A 24,438-nucleotide genomic window follows, 5' to 3' on the forward strand; every position below is an offset into this window, starting at 1 on the left:
CGGAGGTGCTGGGGCTGCGCGGGCTGCGCCAGGAGCTGCGCGACCTGCTCATGCGGGCCGCGGAGCGCGGCCTCGCCCCTGTCGAGCTCGAGGCGCTCGGCGGCCGGCACGGAGGCGGCCAGTGGGTGCTGGGCGCACAGGCTGTACGGGGAGTACCTCGACGTGACGGCGCTGCGGGCCGGCACGCCGGACGCGGCGCGCGCCTCGACCCCGCCGTCGTCGTGGACGAGGCCGCCGAGGCGCTGCTCGCTGGGACGACGAGGTACCGGACGTGCCGCGGCCCCGCTGGGACCTCGTCGTCGTCGACGACTACCAGGAGGCGACGGTGGCGACCGCGCGGCTCCTGCACGTCCTCCAGGACGACGCGCCCGTCTCGTGCTCCTGGCGGACCCCGACGCGGCGGTCCAGGGCTTCCGCGGCGCGAGCCCCGGCCTCGTGGGCCGCGCCTCCGCGCCCCGGCGTCGCGGGCCGGGCGCGCGGGGAGAGCTCGGCGCGCGCGTGGCGGTCCTCGGCACCGCCTGGCGGCAGCCCGACGCGCTGCGGGCGGTGACGCGCCGGGTCGCGGCGCACGTCGGCACGCTCTCCGGGGCGGTCCACCGCGGGGCGGGCGCGCGCGGGCCGCGGGACGCGACGCGGGCGTCGGGGTCGAGGTCGCGGTCCTGTCCGGGGCCGCCCAGGAAGCGGCGTTCGTGGCGCGCGAGCTGCGCGCCGAGCACCTGCTGCGGGGGACGCCGTGGCACCGCATGGCGGTCGTCGCGCGCACGGGCGGCCGCCTCGCGGCCCTGCGGCGCGAGCTCGTCGCCGCGTCGGTCCCGGTCACCCTGCTGGGGTCCGACGTCCCGCTGCGCGACGAGCCCGCCGTGGCGCCGCTGCTCGCCGCGGTGCGCACGTGCGTCGCGCCGACGGACGACGGACCGGCCCTCGACCCGGTGACGGCCGCGCTCCTGCTGCGTCCCCGCTCGGCGGGCTGGACGTGGTGGCGCTGCGCCGGCTGCGCCGCACGTTGCGCGCCGAGGAGCTCGACGGGGGCGGCGGGAGGTCCTCCGACGCCCTGCTGGTCGAGCTGCTCGAGGACCCGGCCCGCGCGGCGACCCTGCCCGCCGTCGTGCGTCGCGGGCCGGCGGCGTCGTCGCGCGTGCGCTGGCCGCCGGCCGTGCCGCGGCGGCCGAGCCGGGGGCGAGCGCGCAGACCGTGCTGTGGGCGGTGTGGGCGTCGACCGGCCTCGCCGAGCGGTGGCGGTCCGCCGCGCTCGACGCGGCCCCGCGGGCGCGCGCGCCGACCGTGACCTCGACGCGGCGTCCCCTGTTCCGCGCCGCGGAGACGTTCGTCGACCGCATGCCCGGTGCTCCGGCGGGCGCTTCGTCGACTACCTCGCGTCCCACGGACCTGCCCCGCGGACTCGCTCGCGGCGCGGGGGAGCGGTGCCGACTCGGTGGCCGCGCTCACGCCGGCCGGTGCCGCCGGGGGCGAGTGGGACGTCGTCGTGGTCGCGGGCGTCCAGGACGGCGTCTGGCCCGACCTGCGGCTGCGCGACTCGCTGCTCGGGTCGCAGGCGCTCGTCGAGCTCCTCGCGGGCCGCTCGCACGACGCGCGGGGCGTCGGTCCCGAGGCGCGCGCCAGGTGCTCGCCGACGAGCTCCGGGCGTTCGTCGTGGCGACGTCGCGGGCCGCGCGCCGGCTGCTGGTCACCGCGGTCGAGGACAGCGAGGACTCGCCGTCGGTCTTCTGCGACCTCGTCGTGCCGCCGACGGACCCCGGCGACGGTCCGGGCGACGGGGACGACGGGATCCCGGGTGCGCTCGAGGGTGCGCGCCGGCACGTGCAGGTCGGTGCCCCCCTCGACCTGCGCGGGCTCGTCGCCGCCGCGCGGTCGGCGCTCGTCGCCGACGCGGCACGGGGGGACGCCGGCGTCGCGGCGCGCGAGGCCGCACGTCTGCTGGCGGACCTCGGCGAGCAGGGCGTCGCCGAGGCGCGGCCCGAGACGTGGTACGGCGTCGCCCCGGTCTCCAGCGTGGCCCCGCTGCGGTCCGACGACGAGACGGTCACCGTCTCGCCGTCGAAGGTCGAGACCGTGACGACGTGCGCGCTGCGCTGGTCGCTCGAGGCCGCGGGCGGGACGGCGCCCGACGCGGCCCACCAGAGCCTCGGGACGCTCGTGCACTCGATCGCGGAGAGCGCGCCGTCGGGCTCGCTGACGGACCTGCGCGCCGAGCTCGACCGGCGCTGGCCGGAGCTGGCCCTGCCCGACGGATGGCCGTCGCGCCAGCTCCGCCGCCGCGCCGACCGGATGGTGGAGAAGCTCGCCGCGTACCTCGCCGGCGCGGGCGAGGCGGTGCTGGTCGAGCCGTCGTTCGACGTGACGGTGGGCCGTGCGCGTCTGCGCGGCACGATCGACCGGGTCGAGGACGCCGGCGAGGGGAAGGTCCGCGTCGTCGACCTCAAGACCGGTCGCCGCACGGCCACGAAGGCCGAGGGGACCGAGCACCCGCAGCTCGGCGCGTACCAGCTCGCCGTCGAGGCGGGCGGTCTCGACCTGCCCGAGGGGACGCGCAGCGCCGGCGCGCAGCTCGTCTACGTCGGCAGCACGCACGTCGGGCACGCCGTCGTCGCGCAGCCCGCCCTCGACCCGGCCCCGGACGGCTCGAGCTGGGCGCGCGACCTCGTGCAGGACGCGGCGGCGACGATGGCGTCGTCGACGTTCACCGCACGCCAGAACGGGCTGTGCGAGGTGTGCCCGGTGCGGCGCTCGTGCCCCGTGCAGCCCGAGGGCAGGAAGGTCGTGGCATGAGCAGCGAGCTGTTCGAGCTCCCGCAGGACGCGCAGCCCGCGCTCGGGACGGAGGTCGCGGCGGACGCGGCGCCCACGCCGACGCTCTCGGCCACGCGCATCGCCGACCTGCTCGGCCGGCCCCGGCCGACCCCCGAGCAGGTCGAGGTCGTCGAGGCGCCGCTCGAGCCGACCCTCGTGGTGGCCGGCGCCGGTTCCGGCAAGACGGAGACGATGGCCGCGCGGGTGGTCTGGCTCATCGCCAACGAGCTCGTCGCGCCGGACGCCGTCCTCGGGCTGACGTTCACGCGCAAGGCCGCCGGCGAGCTCGCCGAGCGGGTCCAGACCCGGCTCGCCCAGCTCGGCCGGGCGCGAGGCACCACGGGCTCGGCCCTGACGCTGCTCGAGCGCCCGACCGTCGCGACCTACAACGCGTACGCGGCCTCGCTCGTCGCGGACCACGGCCTGCGCGTCGGGATCGAGCCCGGCGCCCGGCTCCTGGGCGAGGCGCAGCAGTGGCAGCTCGCGTCCGAGGTCGTCGAGAGCTGGGACGAGGACCTCGGCACCGACCGGGCGGTGAGCACGGTCGTCGCCGCCGTGCTCGGCCTGTCCGGCGCGCTCGGCGAGCACCTGCTCGAGCCCCACGACGCGCGCGACCGCCTCGCCGAGATCGCCGAGACCCTCGACGGGCTGCCGCTCGGGCCGCGCCAGAAGGCCCGGACGAAGGAGGTGGGCAAGCTCGTCGGCGACGTCGCGGAACGGGTCCGCCTGCTCGACGTCGTCGCCGAGTACCGGCGTCGCAAGCGCGCCACGGACTCCCTCGACTTCGGCGACCAGGTGGCGCTCGCCGCCCGGCTCGCGCGCGAGGTGCCCGTCGTCGGGGCCACGGAGCGCTCGCGGTACCGCGTCGTGCTGCTCGACGAGTACCAGGACACCTCCCACGCGCAGGTCGAGCTCCTCGCCGGGCTGTTCGGCGGCGGCCACGCCGTCACCGCGGTCGGCGACCCGCACCAGTCGATCTACGGCTGGCGCGGCGCGAGCGCCGGGGGCCTCGCGCGGTTCCCGGACCGGTTCCGCCGGGCCGACGGCGCCGGTGCCGCCGTGCACTACCTGTCCACGTCCTGGCGCAACGACGCCGCGGTGCTCGGCGCGGCCAACGTGACGTCCGCACCGCTGCGGGCCGGGACGGGCGGGCACGGCGACGCGGTGGCGGTCCCGCCCCTCGCGCTGCGCCCGGGCGCCGGCCCCGGGTCGGTGGCCGCCCACGTCGCGGCGACGCCCGACGAGGAGGCGGCCGCCGTCGCCGACTTCGTCGCCGCGCGCTGGCGTCCGGGGCGCGCGCCGGGTGGACGCGTCACGGCCGCCGTGCTGTGCCGCAAGCGCAGCCAGTTCGCCGCCATGGAGGTGGCGCTGCGCCGCCGCGGCCTGCCCGTCGAGGTCGTCGGTCTCGGCGGCCTGCTCACGACGCCCGAGGTGGTGGACGTCGTCACGCTGCTGGAGGCCGTGCACGACCCGTCCCGCGGCGACGCGCTCGTCCGGCTGCTCACCGGGCCCCGCGTCAACCTCGGCGCGGCCGACCTCCACGCGCTGGGGTCGCACGCGGCGGACCTCGCCCGGCTGGACGGCGGACCGGGACGGCTCCCGCGCGACCGGCGCGTCCCGGCCGACGCCGAGGCGACGGCGCCGTCGTTGCGACGCGTCGACCACCGCTCGATCGTCGACGCGCTCGACGACCTGCCGGCACCGGGTGCGGCGGCCGCCGACGGGCGCGTGCTCGGCGCCGCCGCCCACCACCGGCTCGCCGCGCTCGCGGACGTCCTGCGCAGCCTGCGCGGGCTGACGTACCTGTCCCTGCCCGAGCTCGTCGTCGAGGCGGAGCGGGCGCTCGGTCTCGACGTCGAGGCCGCGACCACCGCGACGCTCCTCGCGACCCCCGGGATGGCCGACCCCGACGCGGTCAGCGACCGCGCGCGCGAGCACCTCGACGCGCTGCGGGACGTCGCGGCGACCTTCGCGCAGACCGCCGACGTGGCGACGCTCGGGGCGTTCCTCGCCTGGCTGGGCGTCGCGGCGTCGCGGGAGAACGGGCTCGACCTGCCCGTGCGCGAGCCCGACCCGGACGCCGTCCAGGTCATCACCGCGCACGCCGCCAAGGGGCTCGAGTGGGACGTCGTCGCCGTGCCGGGGCTCGTCGACGGCGTCTTCCCGACGGTCGCGCAGAACGCGTCGGGCACGCGGGCGGACAGCGGCTGGCTGACGGACGTCGCGCAGCTGCCGTACCCGCTGCGCGGCGACGCGGCCGACCTCCCGGCGTTCCGCTACGACCTCGCGAGCGACACGAAGGACCTCGTCGCGCGGCGCGACGCGTTCCGCGCCGAGTGCGGCGAGCACCAGCTCGCGGAGGAGCGCCGCCTGGCCTACGTCGCGTTCACCCGTGCGCGCCGCGAGCTGCTCCTCACGGCGGCGTGGTGGCAGGGCGGGTCGAACCCGCGGTCGCTGTCCCCGTTCCTGCTCGAGCTCGCCGAGGCGGGAGCGGTCTCGACCGACGACTGGGCCGCCGCGCCCGAGCCCGGTGCCCCGAACCCGCTCGAGGACGTCGAGGTCACCGCGACGTGGCCGGCGGGCGACGACCTGGCGCCGGGCTCGGCACGCGCCGTCCTGCGCGCCACGGCGGACCGCGTGGCCCGTGCGGCGGCCGAGCGGGACGACCTCGTGCGGGCGTCCCGCACAACCGGCGAAGAGCCGCGGGACCCGGGCCTCACCGCGCGCGAGGGCGTGCTCGTGGACGCGGACGGACGCGACCTCGTGGCGCTCGCGCGCGTGCTCCTCGCCGAGCGCGCCGACCGTGCGGGTCGGGACGTCGCGCTGCCGGCGCACGTGTCGGCCTCCGGGCTCGTGCGGCTCGCGAGCGACCGGGCGGAGTTCGCCCTGCACCTGCGCCGCCCGGTGCCGAGCGAACCCACGGTGCACGCCCGGCGCGGCACCCGGTTCCACCTGTGGGCCGAGCGGTACTTCCGCAGCTCGTCGCTGCTCGACGTCGAGGACCTCCCCGGCGCCGACGACGCGGACCTCGACCCCGACCAGGACCTGGAGGCGCTCCAGCGCACGTTCCTCGCGTCGTCGTGGGCGGCGCGCACGCCGGTCGCGGTCGAGGTGGACGTCGAGACGCCCGTCGGCTCGACGGTCCTGCGCTCACGCATCGACGCCGTGTTCCCCGAGCTGCCGGAGCACGCGGGCGGCGCGACGGACGCGGTCGTCGTCGTGGACTGGAAGACGGGGCGCGCGCCGTCGGACCCCCAGGCCCGCCGTGCGCGGGAGGTGCAGCTCGCGGTGTACCGGCTCGCGTGGTCGCGGTGGTCCGGGCTCCCGCTGGAGAAGGTGCACGCGGCCTTCTACCACGTGGCCTCCGACGAGACCGTGCGCCCCGAGCGGCTGCTCGGCGAGGCGGAGATCGAGGCGCTCCTGCGCGGCTGACGCGCGCACGGCGGGACCGTCAGTCGTCCTCGGCCGCGCGCGTGGCCTCCTCGAGGTCGGCGAGCATGTCCAGCGCGTCGGCGATGACGTCGTCCAGCCCGTGCCGCACGCCGTGCAGCAGCCAGCGCGCGAGCGCGAGCTCGCCCACCAGCAGCGCCCGTTCGGTCAGGTGATGGTCCGTGAGCTCGGTGCGCCGCAGCAGGTACGCCTCCATCACGGAGTCCACGGCCTCGGGCGGCGCCGAGACGAGGAGCCAGGCGAGGTCGTCCGCGGGGTCCGCGACGCGCGCGTCCGACCAGCCCGTGACGGTCGTGACCCGGCCCCGGGACACGAGGACCTGGTCCGGGCCGAGGTCGCCGTGCACGACGACGGGCTGGAACCGCCACAGCGAGACGTCCTCGAGCGCGGACTCCCAGCGCCGCAGCAGCGAGGCCGGCACCTTGCCCGTGGCCGCCGCCTCGTCGAGCTCGGCCATGCGGCGGGCGCGGTACGTCTCCGCGTCGTAGGCGGGGAGGCCGGCGTCGTCGACGACCGCGCGCGGGAGCTCGTGGACCGAGGCGACGGCGCGGCCGAGGTCGGCGGCCAGGCCCGGGCCCGGGCGCAGCGTCTCGACGTCGAGCGGCTCGCCCTCGACCGCCGGGTGCACGACGGCGCGGCCGCCCTCGGGCAGCGGCGCGGACCCGCTGATACGCGGGACCGCGAAGGGCAGCGCACCCGACTCGACGTGGACCTGGAGGCTCGCGAGCAGCTCGGTCTCCGCCTCCAGCGCCGCACCGGCCTGCAGGCTGCGCGGCGCACGCACCGTCCAGCGCACGCCGTCCGCGTCGGTGACGACCGCGGCGTCGTAGTCGCCGGGATCGGCGGCGGGCCGCGCCGACCGCGCGTCCAGGCCCGGCAGGGCGGCCGTCGCGAGCGCGGCGAGGGTGAGGGCAGAGCGAGGCACGTGCCCAACGTAGCCGTTCGGGGCGCGTGCCCGCCCGTCCGCCGGGCCGCGTCGGCGACCCGTGGCGCCGTGGCCTACGGTCGACGGGTGAGCCCCGTGACCCGCGCCCCGCGCACCCTGCCGCAGCCCCTCGACACGGCCGCCCTCGACCGCGCGGCGCACCGGCGGACGGAGCCGCACCTCGTCCGCGTGCTCCGCGACGAGCCGACGACCCGGGTCGTCCTCGTGCACCGGGGCCGCCTCGCCGTCGCCACGGGTGGCGGGCTCGAGCTGCTGCCGCCCGAGGCGCTCACCGACGTGCCGGCCGACGGGGAACGGCCCCGCTGGCTGTTCCTCGGGGAGGAGACCGGCGTGGTCGGGACGCCGACGTCGTACCTGGCGCTCGTCCTGCCCGACGACGCCGACGCCGAGGACGTCGACATCGAGGGCGTCGACCCGGCCGGTCCGCTCGCGCTGCTCGCCCGCGAGCACACCTGGGCCGGTCTCCGCGAGCTGTCCCCGCGCCTCGACCCGGCACCGGCCGCGCTGGCGACCGAGGCCGTCGCGCTCGCCGCGTGGCACGCCGTCCACGAGCGGTGCCCGCGCTGCGGCGAGCCCACGACGCTCGAGAACGCGGGCTGGACGCGCCGCTGCGTCGCGCAGGGCACGGAGCTCTACCCGCGCACCGACCCCGCGGTCATCATGGCGGTCGTCCGCGAGGAGCCCGAGGAGATGCTGCTGCTCGGGCACGCCGCGCACTGGCCGGACCGGCGGTTCTCGACGCTCGCCGGCTACGTCGAGCCGGGCGAGTCGCTCGAGAACGCCGTGCGGCGCGAGGTGCGCGAGGAGGTCGGCGTCGAGGTCGGCGAGGTCGAGTACCGCGGCAGCCAGCCGTGGCCGTTCCCCGCCTCGCTCATGGTCGCGTTCGTCGCCCGCGCGCGGACCGCGGACCTGCACCCCGACGGCGTCGAGCTCACCGACGCGCGCTGGTTCACGCGCGCCGGGCTCGAGCGGGACGTGCGGTCGGGGGAGGTCCTCCTGCCGGGGCGCGGGTCCGTGGCCCGCGCCCTGGTGGAGGAGTGGTTCGGCGGGGCGCTTCCCGGCGCGTGACCGCGGCGTCAGGCGGTGAGGCGCTGCTTGACCTCGGCGAGCGACGGGTTGGTCGCGGCGGAGCCGTCCGGGAAGACGACCGTGGGCACGGTCTGGTTGCCGTCGTTGACCTGCTCGACGAACGCCGCCGTCTCGGGGTGCTCCTCGATGTTCACCTCGGTGTACCCGATGCCCTCGGACTCGAGCTGCGTCTTGAGCCGGCGGCAGTAGCCGCACCAGCTCGTCGAGTACATGACGATCGAGCCGGCGGCGGGCGTGGTCGGGGCGGTGGCCATCGTGGAGGTCTCCTCGGGGGTCTCGGGGTCGGGCTGCGGTCGCAGCCTCGCACCGGACGGTCAACGCCGCATCCGCCGCCCGTTGTTCCCGGGCGGTGCCCGCGGCGTGCCGGGTGTGGGACCGGGCTGCGAGAATCGCGGGTGATGTCCACGTCACCGGTCTCGTCCCGCCCGTCCGCCCCCGCGCCCACCTCGACCCTGCTCTCGGCCGACGCGATCCTCGACGCGCTCGACCCCGACCAGCGCGACGTCGCGCTCGCGCTCCACGGGCCGGTGTGCGTCCTCGCGGGCGCCGGCACGGGCAAGACGCGGGCGATCACGCACCGCATCGCGTACGGGGTGCGCACGGGCGCGTACACGCCGACGTCGGTGCTCGCGGTGACGTTCACCGCCCGGGCGGCGGGGGAGATGCGCACCCGGCTGCGCGAGCTCGGCGCCACGGGCGTCCAGGCGCGCACGTTCCACGCCGCGGCGCTGCGCCAGCTCGGGTACTTCTGGCCGAAGGTGGTGGGCGGCGCGTCGCCCCGCATCCTCGAGCACAAGGCGTCGGCCGTCGCCGAGGCGGCACGGCGCCTCGGCGTCGGCGTGGACCGGGTCGCGGTGCGCGACCTGTCCTCGGAGGTCGAGTGGGCGAAGGTCTCGCTCGTCACGGCCGACGACTACGTGCGGGCGTGCGCCGCGATCGACCGCGACCCGCCGGCGGGCTACGACCACCAGACCGTCGCGCGGCTCATCACGGCGTACGAGGACGTCAAGACCGAGCGCTCCGTCATCGACTTCGAGGACGTGCTCCTCATGCTGGGCGACATGCTCGCGACGCAGGGGCGCGTCGCGGACGAGGTGCGGCGCCAGTACCGCCACTTCGTGGTCGACGAGTACCAGGACGTCTCGCCCCTCCAGCAGTTCGTGCTCGACCAGTGGCTCGGGGGACGCGACGAGCTGTGCGTGGTCGGCGACCCGTCGCAGACGATCTACTCCTTCACGGGCGCCACGCCGCACCACCTCCTGACGTTCTCCCGCACGCATCCCGGCGCCCAGGTCGTCCGGCTCGTGCGCGACTACCGCTCGACGCCGCAGGTGGTCCACCTCGCCAACCAGCTCCTCGCCCGAGCCGGTCGCGCCGGCGGTGCGCACCAGGCGCTCGAGCTCGTCGCGCAGCGACCGGCCGGTCCGCCCGTCTCCTTCACGGCGTACGACGACGACGACGCGGAGGCGAAGGGCATCGCCGAGCGCGTCGGGCGGCTGCTCGCCGCCGGGACGCGGGCGAGCGAGATCGCCGTCCTGTACCGCACGAACGCGCAGTCCGAGGCGTTCGAGTCGGCGCTCGCGGACGCAGGCATCGGCTACCTCGTGCGCGGCGGCGAGCGCTTCTTCCAGCGCAAGGAGGTGCGCGACGCGATCGTGCTGCTGCGGGGGGCCGCGCGCTCGGCCGACCCGGACGTCCCGATGCCGGAGACGGTGCGCGACGTGCTCGCCGCGGCCGGCTGGGCCCCCGAGCCGCCGGCCGCACGGGGTGCGGCGCGCGAGCGCTGGGAGTCGATGCAGGCGCTCGTCGCCCTGGCGGACGACCTCGCGGGGGCGGCGCGGGCGCTGGGAGCCGACGCCACGACCCTCCCGGCGTTCGTCGCGGAGCTCGAGGAGCGCGCGGCGGCGCAGCACGCCCCGACCGTGGAGGGCGTGACCCTCGCCTCCCTGCACGCCGCGAAGGGCCTCGAGTGGGACGCCGTCTTCCTCGCGGGGATGAGCGAGGGGCTCATGCCGATCTCGCTGGCCGAGACGGACGAGGCGGTCGCAGAGGAACGCCGGCTCCTCTACGTCGCATCACGCGCGCCCGCGAGCACCTCGAGGTCTCGTTCGCGCGCTCGCGCAACCCGGGCGGCCGGGCGACGCGGCGCCGCACCCGGTTCCTCGACGGGTTGTGGCCCGACGACCCGTCCTCGTCCCGCGGCCGTCGCCCGCGACCGGGGCAGGCGCGGGTGCAGCTCTCCGGCGAGTACGACCGCGAGCTGTTCGACCGCCTGCGCGAGTGGCGGCTGCAGGTGGCGCAGGAGACGGACAAGCCGGCGTTCACGGTGCTCGTCGACGCGACGCTCGCCGCCATCGCGGAGACCCGCCCCCGCACCGTCGCGGAGCTCGCGCGCATCAACGGCCTCGGGCCGGCGAAGATCGAGCGGTACGGCGAGACGCTCCTCGACATCGTCGCCCGGGCGGGCTCCTGACGACCGCCCGGCCGGCGCCCCGGACGGAGCCGGGAGACGTCGTCCGAAGAAGTCTCGTAAATATGTTGTGCGCCGTCCGAGGGGCGGCATATGGTCATCGAGTCCTGATGGAGTGGGGCGCGCCGAGAGGCGGGTCCTCGAACGGAGAGAGGGGGTGGGTGCCGAGATGAAGAACCAGATCGTGATGACGAGCCTGCTGGATCTCGCGGTCGCGACCGCGGCCACGCCAGGAGGGCTCCGTTTCCGTGTGCGTGCGCACGGGGGCGCCTTCGTCAACCGCCCCGCACCCGGCTCCGCTCCCAGGACGTCTCCGGTCTGATCGACCGGCAGCTTCCAGGCCGCGGAGTCCATCTGGGACCCGCGGCCTTCGTGTCTTCCGGCACGACTGTCGATGAGGATCACCGGTGGTTCCCGTCTCCACCGACGGGACCGCTGTCCTCGGGGTCCTGTGACGACGACGTTCACACCACGACAGGACATCACTGGAGGACATCGTGCGGCTCACCGCGCTGCTCGACAACATCACGGCCCAGGGCGGATCCGGCCCCTGGGCGCCGCACCAACCCGCCACGCCGCTGGGCGAGAAGGACGCCGCCGAGTTCGACCGTCTCGTCGCGGGCCTCCTGCCGTGCCGCAGCAACGACCCCGAGCTCTGGTTCGCGGAGCGCGCCGCCGAGGTCGAGCAGGCCAAGGCCCTGTGCCGCACCTGCCCGCTCGTCGAGGGCTGTCTCGCCGGCGCGTCGAGCGCCGGGAGCCCTGGGGCGTCTGGGGCGGCGAGGTCTTCGTCGACGGGGTCGTCGTCGCGCGCAAGCGCGGCCGGGGCCGTCCGAGCAAGGCCGAGGTGCTCGCCCGCCAGGCGGAGGAAGCGGCCCGCCAGGCGGATCGTCAGGCGGACCGGACGGGCGACGAGGCGTCAGCCTCGGCCCCGGCCGCCTGAGGTGCGGGCCGCCAGCGGCGTCCCGTCGGGGGCGGCGCTCGCCGGTCCGGCGCATCCGCACCGGGGGTGGCGGGACGTCCCGCGCAACCGCGGCACGGCATCGGGAGCAGGGATCTCGAGGCACGCCGCGGTGGTGCGCGGGACGGTCCCGTCGAGGGCGGCCAGCACCTGCGCGGCCGCGAGGGACGCGGCGGCACCCGCCAGCACGGACTCCTCGTGCTGCGGGGCGGCGAGCTCGCGCAGCTGGCGCGCGACCTGGGGCCAGCACGGGTCGACGTCCGCACGGTGCAGGTCCACGCACGTCAGGCACGGGTCGAGGCCCGGGCGCACGAACGGGCCGACGACCACGTCGGCCTCGCGCACGACCACGGAGAGATGGGCGACGCCGTCGCCCACGAGCTCTCGCACGCGGGCCGGGTCCGCCGCGTGGTGCTCGACGACGACCACCACGTCCGGCGGCTCGGCGGCCGCACCGGCCCTCCGCGCGGACGCGGCCGCGGCACCGGTCCGCACGTCGGGCGAGATCTCATCGATCGCCCGGGCGAGCGCCGTCTCGCGGGGCGCCCCGACGTCACGGACGCGGTAGGCGCCCAGGCCCACGTCCGTCACCAGCACCGGCGACGGGTCGTGCAGGCCGACCGATCCCACGCCCGCGGTCGCGAGCGTCGTCGCGAGCGTCGCCCCGAGCCGTCCCAGTCCCACCACCGCGACCGCCGACCTCGCGCGAGCGGCGAGAACACGGTGCCCGGCTCCGTCAGGCCGCAGCGCCGCCAGCACCCCGAGATCGGCCTCGCCCCCGCCGGGAGCGGTCGTCGTCGCGCGCCGTGGCGGGGCGGGCACGAGGAGGAGGGCGTCCTCGAGCACCTGCACGAGCCTCGCACGCCGCTCCGCGGGGACGGCGGGGTGCTCGGAGGCGGCCCTGACGGGGCCGGACACCGTGCGCAGCCACGCCTCCTCCGCGGCGTCCAGCCCGACGAGCCGCACCGCCCAGCGCGGGTCGGTGCCGTACTGGACCTCACCGGGCGCGCGTCGCAGCACGGGGGTCGAGGGACGCAGGACGCGTCGTCCGGGCACGGTTCCTCCTGGGTCGCCGGTCGGGCCCGCTCGGGCCGCAGCGCCAGCGTGGCACGCCGCCGGACGCACGACCGCGTCGTCCACAGGGGCACCCGGCACGGCCGAGGATGACGATCCCTTGACCCGGTTTCGCCCGAAGCCGGCGTGGCGCCCCGGCATGTCGGCGCCGTGACCGGCACCGACGGCGTGGGGACTGCCGTCCCGTGCCAAGAACCAGTACGGTCTTGGCGTGGTCCGAGAGACGGTCGTGGAGGTCCGGCGCAGCCGCCGGCGCAAGAGCACCGTGAGCGCGTACCGCGACGGGGACCGGACGATCATCGCCATCCCGGCCCGGTTCACGCGCGCGCAGGAGCGCGAGTGGGTGCAGCGCATGCTGGACCGCCTCGCCGACTCCGAGCGTCGCCGCCGGCCGTCCGACGACCAGCTCGCCCGGCGCGCGGCCGAGCTCTCGGACAAGTACCTCGACGGGCGTGCCCGTCCGACGAGCGTGCGCTGGGCCGCCAACCAGGACCGGCGCTGGGGCTCGTGCACCCTCGTCGACGGGTCGATCCGCATCTCGACGCGGGTGCGCGGCATGCCCGGGTGGGTGCTCGACTACGTCCTGCTGCACGAGCTCGCGCACCTGCTGCACGCCGGCCACGGCCCGGACTTCTGGCGTCTCCTGGACGCCTACCCCCGCACGGAGCGCGCGCGGCTTCCTCGAGGGCGTGTCGTTCGCCCGCGACACGGCCGCGGGCGCGGCCGGCCCCGGGCCGGCCGACGCCGAGCAGGACGTCACCGACGACGACGTGGACGACGTCGTCGGCACGGACGACGAGGCCGACGGCCCGGGGCGTCCGCCCGGTTAGGCCGACGGCCCGGGGCGCTCGCCGCCGCCCTCGTCCTCGCCGTCGGGGCGGTCCTCGCCGTCGCCCGCGGTGCGGAAGATCTCCTCGAGCGCCCTGTCGACGTCCGCCTCCTCGGCCCGCGCCGCCTCGCGTCGGGCACGGTAGCCCGCGGGGTCGTCGAGGTCGGTCGCGTCGGGCAGCAGGTCGGGGTGGTCCCAGACGCCGTCGCGCCCGTCGGGCCCGGACTGCGCGGCGATGAGCGCCCACAGCGCCGCCGCGTCGCGCGAGCGTCGAGGACGCAGCTCGAGCCCGACGAGGGACGCGAACGTGTGCTCGGCCGGACCGCCCGCCGCACGTCGGCGGCGCAGCATCTCGCGCAACGGCACCGCGTGCGGCAGGTGGGGGAGCGCCGCGGTCGCGGTCACCTCGTCCACCCAGCCCTCGACGAGCGCCAGGGTCGTCTCGAGGCGCAGGAGCGTCGCCTGCTGCTCAGGCGTGTTCTGCAGGCCGAACACGCCTCCGGACAGCGCACGCTGGAGCGCCGCCGTGTCCGTCGGGTCGACGTCGGTGAGCTGGGACTCGAGCGCGTCCAGGTCGATCGTGATGCCGCGCGCGTACGCGTCGACGAGCCCGAGCAGGTGCCCGCGGAGCCACGCCACGTGCGTGAAGAGCCGCGCGTGCGCGGCCTCGCGCAGCGCGAGGAAGTGCCGGACCTCCTCCGCCGGCGCGTCCAGCCCCTCGGAGAACGCGGCGACGTTGGTCGGCAGGAGCACGGTCGCCGGCTCGTCGAGGAGCGGGAGCCCGACGTCGGTCGCGCCGAAGACCTCGCGCGAGAGCGTCCCGGCCGCCTGCCCCACCTGCATGCCGAAGACGGCGGACCCCAGCCGGCGCATGAGGGCGGCCGGGTCACCGCCGAGCCCGGCCCCGGGCAGTCCGGGGAGCGCGAAACCGACGGGCGGCGCCACCTCGTCGCCCGCCTCGCCGCCCAGGTCGCCGAGCTGGTCGCGCAGCACCGTGGCGAGCGCGTCGGCCACGGACGCCGCGACGGGGGCGACGAGCGCGTTCCACGCCGGCAGTGTCCGCTCGACCCACTCCGACCGGCTCCACGCGTGCGCGCGGCCGCCGGACGGCGGCAGGTCGGTGACCACGTCGAGCCACAGCTCCGCGACCGACAGGGCCTGGGTCGCGTCGCGCAGCTGCCCGCCCGTCACGGTCGGGTCGCCCTCCGCCACGGCGACCTGGCGCGCGACGTCGTGCGAGACGTCCGTGTTGACCGGGCCGTCCGTCGGGGTCGCCAGCAGGCGCTGCACCTGCGCGAGGACGTGCTGGAACAGCTGCGGGTCCGCCGCCGCGGGACCGCCCGCCGCGGCGAGCGCCTGCGGGTCGAACCCCCGCGCGCGCAGCTCGCGCAGCGCCTCGTCGGCGTCCGCGCCGAGCATCGACCGGAGCAGCTCCTCGAAGCCGCGGTCGGCCCCGCCGGCGTCGTCGGGGCCGGGCGTGCGGTCGTCGGGGGGCAGGCTGCTCATGGGAGAACTCCTCACGGTGGCGTCGGGTTTCACCGTAACCACGATCGCTGCGCCGCAGCGGGTCCGGGCGGCCTCCGCGCCGCGGGTTCGCTCACGGCGCAGCGCGCCGGGGCGTCCTCGGCGGGCGTCCGGGAAGATCCCAGGATCGTCGGGGATGATGGGCAGGTGACCGAACGCCCGTCCTTCGACGACCTCCTGACCGAGGAGGAGCCCGCACCCCTCGTCACCCGGCGCTCCGTGACGTTCGGCGTCTCGCTGCTCGCCACGACGCTGCTCGTGGCGGGCCTCGCGGTGCTGCCCGCGCCCTACGCGGTGCGCGCGCCCGGACCGACGGAGGACACGCTGGGCGAGCAGGACGGCCGGCCGCTCATCTCCGTCAGCGGGGCGGAGACCTACGACTCCACGGGCGAGCTGCGGCTGACGACGGTGTCCGTCGCCGGCGGGCCGGGCTACCCGGTGAACCTGGCGCAGGTCGTGCAGGGCTGGCTCGCGGGCTCGCGCTCGGTGCGCCCCGTCGAGGAGGTGTTCCCCCGCGACCGCTCCAAGGAGGAGACGGAGGAGCAGAGCCAGGCGGAGATGATCAGCTCGCAGGAGAACGCGACCGTGGCCGCGCTCACGGAGCTCGGCTACGACGTCCCGGCGACGCTGACCGTGCAGGGGACGAGCCCGGGGACCGGGGCGGAGGGCGTGGTCGAGCCGGGCGACGTCATCGTCTCCCTCGACGGCGACGCGGTGCCGACGTACGCCGACCTCATCGCCGGGCTCGAGGACGTGCCGCCCGGCGACGACGTGACGCTCGGCGTGGTGCGGGACGGCGAGGAGACCGACCTCACGGTGACGACGAGCGACGGCGGCGACACCGCGCTGCTCGGCGTCTTCATCGACCCCGCGTTCGACTTCCCCGTCGACGTGACGATCCAGATCGACGACATCGGCGGTCCGAGCGCGGGGATGATGTTCGCGCTGGGCATCGTCGACCAGCTCACGCCCGAGGACGAGGCGGACGGCGTGTCGATCGCCGGGACGGGGACGATGAGCGTGGAGGGCGACGTCGGCCCGATCGGCGGGATCCAGCAGAAGCTCTACGGTGCCGTGCGCGACGGTGCGACGTGGTTCCTCGCGCCCGCGGGCAACTGCCCGGAGGTCGCGGGGAACGTCCCGGAGGGCCTCGACGTCGTGCGCGTGGCGACCCTGGGCGAGGCGCGCGACGCCATGACGGCGATCGGCGCGGGGCAGGGCGACACCCTGCCCACGTGCGAGACGGCCGCGTGACGCGGCCGCCCGGGACGTCCGGGTCGCGCCCGCGCCGCGCGACCGCGCTCAGTCCTCGAGCGTCGCGCGCAGCGCGGTGACGAGCCCCGGGACCAGGTCGGGCCCGGACGCGACGTCGGCGGCGGCGTCGTGGGCGCGCGAGCGGACGGCGCACCACTCCGGCCGTCGCGCAGCACGCCGACCGCGACGCGCACGTCCTGGCGCTCGGGGTGGTTCGCGAGGTAGTCCAGCGCCGCGTCCTGGTCCTCGGGAACGCCCTCCTCCGCCGACGGCGGCAGCACGATGCGCTCGACGACGAGCGCCGTCCCGTCGACCGTGCCCGGCCACGCGATGCGGGCGAGCGACTCCTCGAGGTCCCCGTCGACGACGAAGCCTCCTGCTCCACGGACAGCACGTGGTGCGGGTCCGCGGGTCGCCGCGGCGAGGGCGTCGGGCGGCAGGCGGTCCGCGAGCGAGGGGTCGTCCGCGAGGGCGCGCGCGGTGCGCACGAGCGCGAAGAGCCGCGGCGGTGCGTCCCAGCCCGCGGCCGCGGCGTGCGTCTCGACCTCGTGGACCGCGAGGGCGAGTGTGCGCTGCGCGGGCGGCAGGCCCGGCCCGTCGGGCGCGTGCGTCGGGGGGACCTCGTCCGCGCCGGGGCGCGGGGCGTCGTCGGCGTTCGGCATGCGCCCATCGTCCCAGAGCGGCGACCCCCGCGGGCATGGGAACCTTGAGGGGAGCGCGCGCGTTGTCACCGGTGGGCGAGACCCGTCGCCGCCCGCGCACGTCCGAGTCACGACGCAAAGAGGTATACCCACCGTGTCATTCGCCGCAGCGCCACGCCGGCCGTCCTCCGGGAACCGGCCCGCCAGGCGCCGGAGCCCGATCGGGATCGCGATCGCCGTCGTCGGCGTCCTCGTGGTCCTGCTCCTCCTGCTCGCCCAGTTCTGGACCGAGGTCCTCTGGTTCACCCAGCTCGACTTCGAACGCGTCCTGTGGACCCAGTGGGGCACGCGCATCGCGCTCTTCGTCGGGGGCTTCCTCGTCATGGGCGGACTGGTGTTCCTGTCGTTCTCCCTGGCCTACCGGTCCCGGCCCATCTACGCGCCGTCGACGCCGGAGCAGGCGACGCTCGACCAGTACCGCGAGGCGATCGAGCCGCTGCGCAAGGTCGTGATGATCGTCGCGCCCGCGCTCGTCGGCTTCTTCGCCGGCGCCGCCGCCGCCTCGCAGTGGCAGACCGTCCTGCTCGCGTTCAACGCCGTGCCGTTCGGCACGAGCGACCCGCAGTGGGGCATCGACCTGTCCTTCTACGTCTTCACGCTGCCAGCGGTGCGCTTCGTCGTCAGCTTCCTCATGGCGGCCGTCATCATCTCGGGCATCGCCGCCGTGGCGACGCACTACCTCTACGGCGGGCTGCGCATCGGCGGCGGTGCGGACGCCGGTCCGCGCACGACCACGGCCGCGCGCGTCCAGCTCTCCGTGGTCGCCGCGGTCCTCATGCTCCTCATCGCGGCGAACTACTGGCTCGACCGGTACTCGATCCTCACCTCCTCCGGCGACCGGTTCGACGGCGCGTCGTACGCCGACGTCAACGCCGTCATCCCGTCCAAGGCCATCCTCACCGGCGTGGCCGTCATCGTCGCGGCCCTGTTCGTCGTCGCGGCCGTGCGGGGCACCTGGCGCCTGCCGGCGATCGGTGTCGGGCTCATGGTCGTCTCCGCCATCGCGATCGGCGGGATCTACCCCGCGGTCGTCCAGCGGTTCCAGGTCACGCCGAACGCGCAGGACTTCGAGGAGGAGTTCATCCAGCGCAACATCGACGCGACGCAGGCCGCGTACGGCATCGACGACGTGCGGACCGAGCAGTACAACGCGAGCACGCAGGCCGAGGCGGGCGCGCTGCGCGAGGACGCCGACACGACGGCGTCGATCCGTCTGCTCGACCCGGAGATCGTCAGCCCGTCGTTCAGCCAGCTCCAGCAGAACAAGCAGTACTACGGCTTCTCGGAGTCGCTGTCCGTCGACCGGTACACGATCGAGACGAGAGCCGCGACACCGTCATCGCGGTGCGCGAGCTCAACCAGGACGGCCTCGGCGCCGACCAGCGCAACTGGGTCAACGACCACACCGTCTACACCCACGGGTTCGGCGTGGTCGCCGCGTACGGCAACCAGATCGGCCCGGACGGCCGCCCCGCGTTCTACGAGGGCAGCATCCCCTCGACCGGCGCCTTCACCGACGCCGGCGGTTACGAGCCGCGCATCTACTTCAGCCCCGAGGCGCCCGAGTACTCGATCGTCGGGTCGCCCGAGGGCACGGACCCGTGGGAGCTCGACTACCCGGTCGACGACGCGGGCGGCCAGGTGAACAACACGTTCCCCACGCAGGACCTCGCGGCCGGGCCGAGCGTCGGGACCTTCCTCAACAAGACGCTCTACGCGCTGAAGTTCGGCTCCGAGCAGATCCTGTTCTCCGACCGCGTGACGTCCGAGTCGCAGATCCTGTACGACCGCAGCCCGCGCGACCGCGTCGCGAAGGTCGCGCCGTACCTGACGCTCGACGGCCGCGTGTACCCGGCGGTCGTCGACGGCCGGGTCAAGTGGATCGTCGACGGCTACACGACGAGCAACGGGTACCCGTACTCGACGTCGGAGTCGCTCGAGGAGTCGACGGCCGACTCGCTCGTCGCGCAGAACTCGGTCGAGGCGCTCGCGCCCCAGGAGGTCAACTACATCCGGAACTCCGTCAAGGCGACGGTGGACGCGTACGACGGGTCGGTCGACCTGTACGCGTGGGACACCGAGGACCCGATCCTCCAGGCGTGGACGCAGGTCTTCCCCAGCTCGGTGCAGCCGATCTCGGAGATCAGCGGCGACCTCATGAGCCACCTGCGCTACCCCGAGGACCTCTTCAAGGTCCAGCGCACGCTGCTCGCGAGCTACCACGTCGACGACGCGCGCCAGTTCTTCTCCGGCCAGGACTTCTGGCGCAGCCGGAGGACCCGACGGCGTCGACGTCCGGTACCGGCGTCGCACCGCTCCAGCCGCCGTACTACCTGACGTTGCAGATGCCGAGCCAGGACGACCCGACGTTCTCGCTCATGTCGACGTTCATCCCGGGCGGCCAGAGCGACCGCAACATCCTCACCGGCTTCCTCGCGGTGGACGCGGAGCCCGGGAACCAGGACGGTGAGCGCGCGGAGGACTACGGGACGCTGCGGCTGCTCGAGCTGCCGCGCAACTCGACCGTGCCGGGCCCCGGCCAGGTGCAGAACAACTTCGACTCGAACCCGACGGTGTCGACCGAGCTCAACCTGCTGCGGCAGGGCGACTCGAGCGTCATCAACGGCAACCTGCTGACGCTGCCGGTCGGTGGCGGTCTACTGTACGTCCAGCCCGTGTACGTGCAGTCGACGCAGGGCACGCAGTTCCCGCTGCTGCGCAAGGTGCTCGTGTCGTTCGGCGACGAGATCGGGTTCGCCGACACGCTCGACGAGGCGCTCGACCAGGTGTTCGGCGGGGACTCCGGCGCGAGCGCCGGCGACGCCGACGGCGGGGTCGACACCGAGGTGCCCGACCAGCCCGCCGAGGGCGAGACGGCCGACCCGGACACCGGGGCCGAGGAGCCCGGCGTCGGGGACCCGGGCACCGACCCCGGGACCGAGCCGGACGCCGAGGACATCGCACCGCCGGCGGACGGCGGCGCGAGCGGCGAGGCCCGCACGCGTCTCGACGAGTCGCTGCGCGCCGCGCAGCAGGCGATCGAGGAGGGCCAGGCGGCGCTCGCGGAGGGCGACTTCGCGGCGTACGGCGAGGCGCAGGAGCGCCTGCAGTCCGCGCTCGAGTCGGCGCTCGCCGCCGAGGAGGAGCTCGACGCGGCGTCGTCCGAGGGCTGACGCCGGCCGACCGGAGGCCGTCCACGACGGCTGCGGACGGGCGGGACCACGCACGTGGTCCCGCCCGTCCGCGCGTCGGCGCAGACGGCGCCCGCTCTGCCGTGACGCAGGTCTCCCCGGCTCGATTTGGCCCGGTCCCGCTCCTCACGTAGAGTGGTGATCACCGACGCGGGGTGGAGCAGCTCGGTAGCTCGCTGGGCTCATAACCCAGAGGTCGCAGGTTCAAATCCTGCCCCCGCTACGATCAGATGTCTCAGGACATCGACGAAGGCCCGGACCTCCGCACGGAGGTCCGGGCCTTCTGTCGTGCCGGGGCCCGGCGGGTGCTCGGGCGTGCGGGGCGCCACCTCAGGCGGTGCCGTCCGACGTCGCCGCTCCCCGTCCCGACGACACCACCTCGCGGGCCGGCTCGACCACCGCGTGCTGGTAGCGGCGCACCGCGTCGAGGTAGTCGTGGGTCCACACCAGCCGGGCCGCGGTGGCGGTGCGGCCGGGGTCCTCGCCGGTCAGGTCCCCGCGCAGGGCGTCCACCAGCTGCTCCGGTGACGCGCTCGGAGGCAGCGGGTCCGGGACGGCGCCCTCGCCGACGAGGCTGCGGGCCAGGGCGTCGTACCAGTCGACCACCCGGTGCGCGGCGTCGTCGACGGCGCGGCGGGCCGCCGGTCGCGGCGCGAGCGCCGAGCTCCCGTCACGCTGCCACAGCGCGACGACGGCGTCGGCCACCAGCCGTACGCCGACCACACCGTTGACCAGGCTGGTCACGTCCGCCAGCGAGGAGGGCTTGGCTCCGCGCTCGGTGAGGTAGGTGCGGTAGGCGTCGTCGAGGCGGTGCGAGGAGGCGGACGCAGCGGCGGCCTCGCGCGCGGGTGGTCGGGCGACGGCCGGTTCGCGCTCGGCGCAGGTTGTCCCGTAGCCGACGGCGGCCTCGAGGTAGCGGACGCCGTCCCCGTACGCCCCGGCCATCGCGCGGCGCAGCGCGGCCCCGGCGCCGCGCGGCCAGAACAGCAGCCCGACGAGCAGGCTGACGGCGCAGCCGATCGCGACGTCCTCGATCCGCACCAGCCCGACCTCCCAGCCGGCCGGCTGGAGCAGGTTGAACAGGATCATCACCAGGACCGTGAACGCCGCCTGGCCGGCCGCGAAGGAGATCGCCGCCGGGAGGAAGCCCGCCACCAGCACCGTGAGCGGGAGCACCGCCCACAGCACGGGCTCGTCGGTCCCGATCAGCTGCACCAGCAGGCCGCCGACCCCGAACCCGACTGCGGTGCCGAGCAGGCCCCGCAGCACCTGCTGCCCGGTGCTGAGGGCGTTGGAGCGCAGCACCGACAGCGTGCCCAGGACGACCCAGAACGCGTGCTGGACGCCGGCGCTGTCGGCGACGAGGACCGCGAGCGCGAGCCCGAAGGCGCCGCGCACGCTGTTCTGCAGCCAGACCGAGCGCAGCCGCAGGTGCGCCGAGCCGCGCTCGACCGCCGCCGTCCAGCCGGACGAGATCCCGGCGGGCCGACGGCCCAGGAGCCGGTCGGTCCAGGTCCGCCGCCAGGCGCAGAGGTCAGCACGACGTTCGTCGCGAGCTCGCGGGCGGCGAACGCGAGCTCCTGGGAGCGGAACGTCGGGTCGAGCGCGGTGAGCGTGCCGCCGCGGGCGTCGAGCGCCCGGCCGGCCCGCCGGCGACGTGGTCGTCCAGGGCCTCGACGGCGGCCCGCAGCACCGCGACCCGGGCCTCGAGGTCGCGACTGCCGGACCCGGGGTCGTGCAGCACCCGGGCGGCCAGGTCGAGCACGTCGGCGGCGGCGAGCTCGACGGCGTGGACCTCCGGGTCGACGTCGTGGGCGGCCCTGGCGGTGGGCCGCCCCTGCTCCGCCACCTGGGCCAACCACTCGAGCTCGTCGGCCAGCCGCACCAGGGTGCGGTCGACGGTGTTGAGCCCGGTCGGCCGGTAGGGGGCGGCGAGGTAGGTCAGCCGGAGCTGCTCGACCGCCGCGTCCGCGGCCGCGACCGCGCGCTCACGCTCCGCGAGGCGGGGCGCGCCCGGCCCGCCGGCCGCGAGGGCGACGTCCGCCCGGATCCGCGCCGCCGTCGTCCGCAGGCAGCGGGCCGCGGGCTCGCGCAGCGGGTCGGTGGTCGGCGTCGGCCACAGCAGCCCGACCGCGAGCAGGCCGAGCACGGCGGCGAGGCCCCAGCCGGCGAGCCGCTCCGGGATCGCGCTCGCCGGCGCCGGCAGGCAGGCCGGCAGGACGTAGGCGAGCAGCAGCGCCGGGGTCGCGCTCGCGAGGATCGAGCTGACCACGCCGGCGAAGAGGATCGGCAGACCCACCACCAGCATCCCGAGCGCGGCCAGCCAGGGGTGCGCGGAGGTCAGCGTCCCCAGGCACACGAGAACGGCGCCGGCCGCTCCGAGCGCCGCCTGGGCCTGCAGCCGCTGCGGCATCGGTCCGGTGAAGTCGGCGAGGAGCAGCACCGCGAACGCGCCGAACGCCGCGAACAGCCCGAGGTACTCGTTGCCGACGACCTCCAGGCCGAGGTAGAAGACCAGTGGCAGCACGAGCGCGCCCCGGGCGGCCCGGCGCAACGCCGCCAGGTCGCGGTCGTGTCGTCGCACGCGGTCGAGCCACCTCATCCACCGTGATTCTGCCGGTCGAGCGGCCCCGTGCCCACCCCCGCCGCCGGGGGCGACCGGTGCGGACCGCGCGCGTCACGTCGCGACGACGGCGGTCAGCGCGACGGTGGCGGCGTAGACCGGGAGCATGCTCAGGCCCTCGAACCCGATCCCTCGGCGGTCGCGCATGACGAGCCCGCCGGCGAGCAGCGTCGTCATGAGCACCGTGCCCCCGAGCAGCACGAGGCTGGACGGGCCGGCCGCGGCGTAGATCGAGCCCGCCGGGTAGGCGACGTCGGCCACCGCGATCATCAGGGTGTCGAAGACGTTGCCGCCGATGATGTTGCCCACGCCGAGGGTGAGCGCGCCCATGCGCACCGCGGCGATGAGGACGATGAGCTCCGGCAGCGACGAGATCGCCGTCGTCAGGGTGAACCCGACGACCTCGCTGGGCAGCCCGGTCGCTCTGACCAGGCTCACGCCGGACCGCCCGACCACCCAGCCCACGACACCGACGACGGCCGCCATCAGGCCCAGGCTCAGCCACAGCCGGCGCGTGGACCGCGTGTCGTCGTCGCCGTCGGCCGGTCCTGAGGCGGGACGGTCCGGGGGTCGCCGCCCTCCGCCGTCTCCTCGTCCGTCCGGGTGTCGGCGGTCGCGGTCGGCTTCCACATCGGCTCCGCGTGCATCCGCCGCAGCAGCACCAGCCCGTACCCGTAGAGGGCGGGGATGAGCAGCGTCGCCGGGTGGATCCAGCCCCAGACGATCTCCGGGGTCGCGTACGCGACCACGGGGACGGCGAGGAGCGCGACGAGGATGAGCGCCTGCATGACGTTCTCGAGCGACGCGGCGGCGTGCTCGAGGTTCGCGCGCCGGTAGACGAGGTCGGCGATCGCCAGCCACACCGTCTGCACGGCGACGCCGCCGACGGGGTTGGCGAGCGCGAACGCCGCGTCGCCCTCGAGCGCGCCCGTGACCGTCGTGACGATGCCCGGCAGCGAGGTGACGGCGCCGAGGAGCAGCGCCCCGGCGACGGCGTCGCCGAGCCCGGTGCGCTCGGCGAGCGTGTCCGCGGTCCGCGCCAGGCGCGGGCCCACGACGACGAGGACGGCGGCGGAGGAGAGCAGGCCCAGGACGCCGGGCAGCAGCGTCCAGCTCATGCGCGACCCTCCACGCGGTGCCGGGGCCTCAGCCCGGCTCGCCGCGCAGCTTGCGCCGCGCGACGACGACCAGGTCTACGAGCGCGACGACCGCGAGCACGGCGAGAGCGACGACGACCGCGGTCGGAGCTCCCGCGCCGGCGAGCAGCACCGCCGCGACCGCGCAGGCGATCAGCCCGAAACCGGCGAGGACCAGTCGCAGCGTGAGGGCGCTGCGTGCCGGTGGGGCACCGCCGATGCCTCGCGTCGGGTCGTGGTGGTCGGGGCGTGCGCGCTCGTCGGGCGTGCTCATGCGGCCATCGTGCGCACGACGCCGCGGCCTCGCACGCCGCCGGACGACCTCCGGGCGTCGTGCTGCGCAGGTGTGACGAGCCACACGGCCCCAAGCTGGAAGGGCCGGACCA

Annotated in this window: 16 protein-coding genes, 1 tRNA gene and 5 pseudogenes; 11 read left to right on the top strand and 11 right to left on the bottom strand. The window is 76.1% G+C overall.

Features of this window, described 5'->3' with window-relative positions; translation table 11 throughout:
• On the bottom strand, nucleotides 1-185 hold a 185-nt coding region (locus BJF88_RS21675), incomplete at its 3' end, for a hypothetical protein (RefSeq protein WP_255371861.1).
• 86 nt (nucleotides 186-271) lie between these two features.
• Between BJF88_RS21675 and BJF88_RS21680 the strand changes: the two genes are divergently transcribed.
• The 3 genes from BJF88_RS21680 (at nucleotide 272) to BJF88_RS07600 (ending at nucleotide 6,239) form a co-directional block, all read left to right on the top strand.
• Nucleotides 272-550, top strand: coding sequence for a hypothetical protein (locus tag BJF88_RS21680; protein ID WP_075828373.1), 279 nt, complete (start codon nucleotides 272-274; stop codon nucleotides 548-550).
• 1,070 nt (nucleotides 551-1,620) lie between these two features.
• The gene (locus BJF88_RS21685; RefSeq protein WP_075828376.1) at nucleotides 1,621-2,787 is read left to right on the top strand and encodes a PD-(D/E)XK nuclease family protein; all 1,167 of its coding nucleotides are present in this window, start codon (nucleotides 1,621-1,623) and stop codon (nucleotides 2,785-2,787) included.
• Entirely contained in the window at nucleotides 2,784-6,239 is a 3,456-nt protein-coding gene (locus BJF88_RS07600; protein WP_083648967.1) for an ATP-dependent DNA helicase, read from the top strand. The genes BJF88_RS21685 and BJF88_RS07600 overlap by 4 nt, the downstream gene beginning before the upstream one ends.
• Nucleotides 6,240-6,258: 19 nt before the next feature.
• Here the strand turns inward: BJF88_RS07600 and BJF88_RS07605 are convergent, their stop codons facing one another.
• Entirely contained in the window at nucleotides 6,259-7,182 is a 924-nt protein-coding gene (locus BJF88_RS07605; protein ID WP_075828401.1) for a phosphotransferase, read from the bottom strand.
• Between the two features lie 87 nt (nucleotides 7,183-7,269).
• Here BJF88_RS07605 and nudC point away from each other — a divergent pair, with 87 nt between their 5' ends.
• Nucleotides 7,270-8,271: an NAD(+) diphosphatase gene (gene nudC, locus BJF88_RS07610; protein ID WP_075828377.1), complete on the top strand. Its 1,002-nt coding sequence runs from the start codon at nucleotides 7,270-7,272 to the stop codon at nucleotides 8,269-8,271.
• A gap of 8 nt (nucleotides 8,272-8,279) precedes the next feature.
• Here the strand turns inward: nudC and BJF88_RS07615 are convergent, their stop codons facing one another.
• Nucleotides 8,280-8,546: a mycoredoxin gene (locus BJF88_RS07615; protein ID WP_075828378.1), complete on the bottom strand. Its 267-nt coding sequence runs from the start codon at nucleotides 8,544-8,546 to the stop codon at nucleotides 8,280-8,282.
• A 144-nt stretch (nucleotides 8,547-8,690) separates the two neighbouring features.
• Between BJF88_RS07615 and BJF88_RS07620 the strand changes: the two are divergent.
• Nucleotides 8,691-10,765: pseudogene (locus tag BJF88_RS07620) on the top strand (ATP-dependent helicase).
• Between the two features lie 575 nt (nucleotides 10,766-11,340).
• Nucleotides 11,341-11,615, top strand: a pseudogene (locus tag BJF88_RS21690) (WhiB family transcriptional regulator); the annotation flags it as partial.
• A 63-nt stretch (nucleotides 11,616-11,678) separates the two neighbouring features.
• On the opposite strand, the gene BJF88_RS07635 reads toward BJF88_RS21690, so the two are convergent.
• On the bottom strand, nucleotides 11,679-12,776 hold the full coding sequence (locus BJF88_RS07635; RefSeq protein WP_255371862.1) for a ThiF family adenylyltransferase: 1,098 nt from the start codon (nucleotides 12,774-12,776) through the stop codon (nucleotides 11,679-11,681).
• 370 nt (nucleotides 12,777-13,146) lie between these two features.
• Between BJF88_RS07635 and BJF88_RS21695 the strand changes: the two are divergent.
• Nucleotides 13,147-13,389 (top strand): annotated as a pseudogene (locus tag BJF88_RS21695) (YgjP-like metallopeptidase domain-containing protein); the annotation flags it as partial.
• A gap of 94 nt (nucleotides 13,390-13,483) precedes the next feature.
• On the top strand, nucleotides 13,484-13,624 hold the full coding sequence (locus BJF88_RS21700) for a hypothetical protein (protein WP_255371863.1): 141 nt from the start codon (nucleotides 13,484-13,486) through the stop codon (nucleotides 13,622-13,624).
• On the opposite strand, the gene BJF88_RS07645 is transcribed toward BJF88_RS21700, so the two are convergent.
• On the bottom strand, nucleotides 13,621-15,129 hold the full coding sequence (locus tag BJF88_RS07645; RefSeq protein ID WP_075828381.1) for a zinc-dependent metalloprotease: 1,509 nt from the start codon (nucleotides 15,127-15,129) through the stop codon (nucleotides 13,621-13,623). The two genes, BJF88_RS21700 and BJF88_RS07645, sit on opposite strands and share 4 nt — an antisense overlap.
• 165 nt (nucleotides 15,130-15,294) lie before the next feature.
• Between BJF88_RS07645 and BJF88_RS07650 the strand changes: the two genes are divergently transcribed.
• Nucleotides 15,295-16,401 carry a PDZ domain-containing protein gene (locus tag BJF88_RS07650; RefSeq protein ID WP_255371868.1) on the top strand — a complete coding sequence of 369 codons (1,107 nt, stop codon included), beginning with the start codon at nucleotides 15,295-15,297 and terminating at the stop codon, nucleotides 16,399-16,401.
• Nucleotides 16,402-16,616: 215 nt separating this feature from the next.
• Here the strand turns inward: BJF88_RS07650 and BJF88_RS21705 are convergent.
• A pseudogene (locus BJF88_RS21705) lies at nucleotides 16,617-17,063 on the bottom strand (PPA1309 family protein); the annotation flags it as partial.
• 133 nt (nucleotides 17,064-17,196) lie between these two features.
• On the opposite strand from BJF88_RS21705, the pseudogene BJF88_RS07660 reads away from it, so the two are divergent.
• Together BJF88_RS07660 and BJF88_RS07665 are read left to right on the top strand one after the other, a co-directional pair.
• Nucleotides 17,197-20,275 (top strand): annotated as a pseudogene (locus tag BJF88_RS07660) (UPF0182 family protein).
• Between the two features lie 167 nt (nucleotides 20,276-20,442).
• A tRNA-Met gene (locus tag BJF88_RS07665) sits at nucleotides 20,443-20,516 on the top strand.
• A gap of 107 nt (nucleotides 20,517-20,623) precedes the next feature.
• Here BJF88_RS07665 and BJF88_RS21710 read toward each other — a convergent pair.
• The 5 genes from BJF88_RS21710 to BJF88_RS07680 form a co-directional block, all read right to left on the bottom strand.
• Entirely contained in the window at nucleotides 20,624-21,691 is a 1,068-nt protein-coding gene (locus BJF88_RS21710; RefSeq protein ID WP_255371864.1) for an FUSC family protein, read from the bottom strand.
• 136 nt (nucleotides 21,692-21,827) lie between these two features.
• Nucleotides 21,828-22,877, bottom strand: coding sequence for a hypothetical protein (locus BJF88_RS21715; protein ID WP_255371865.1), 1,050 nt, complete (start codon nucleotides 22,875-22,877; stop codon nucleotides 21,828-21,830).
• Nucleotides 22,878-22,970: 93 nt separating this feature from the next.
• Nucleotides 22,971-23,402: a hypothetical protein gene (locus BJF88_RS20330; RefSeq protein ID WP_222843952.1), complete on the bottom strand. Its 432-nt coding sequence runs from the start codon at nucleotides 23,400-23,402 to the stop codon at nucleotides 22,971-22,973.
• An 11-nt stretch (nucleotides 23,403-23,413) separates the two neighbouring features.
• A complete protein-coding gene (locus BJF88_RS20335; protein WP_222843953.1) occupies nucleotides 23,414-24,034 on the bottom strand; it encodes a hypothetical protein in 621 nt (206 codons plus the stop codon).
• A 28-nt stretch (nucleotides 24,035-24,062) separates the two neighbouring features.
• Entirely contained in the window at nucleotides 24,063-24,326 is a 264-nt protein-coding gene (locus tag BJF88_RS07680; RefSeq protein WP_075828382.1) for a DUF6343 family protein, read from the bottom strand.
• Nucleotides 24,327-24,438 lie beyond the last annotated feature (112 nt).

Source organism: Cellulosimicrobium sp. CUA-896 (assembly GCF_001942335.1).
Classification (GTDB): domain Bacteria; phylum Actinomycetota; class Actinomycetes; order Actinomycetales; family Cellulomonadaceae; genus Cellulosimicrobium.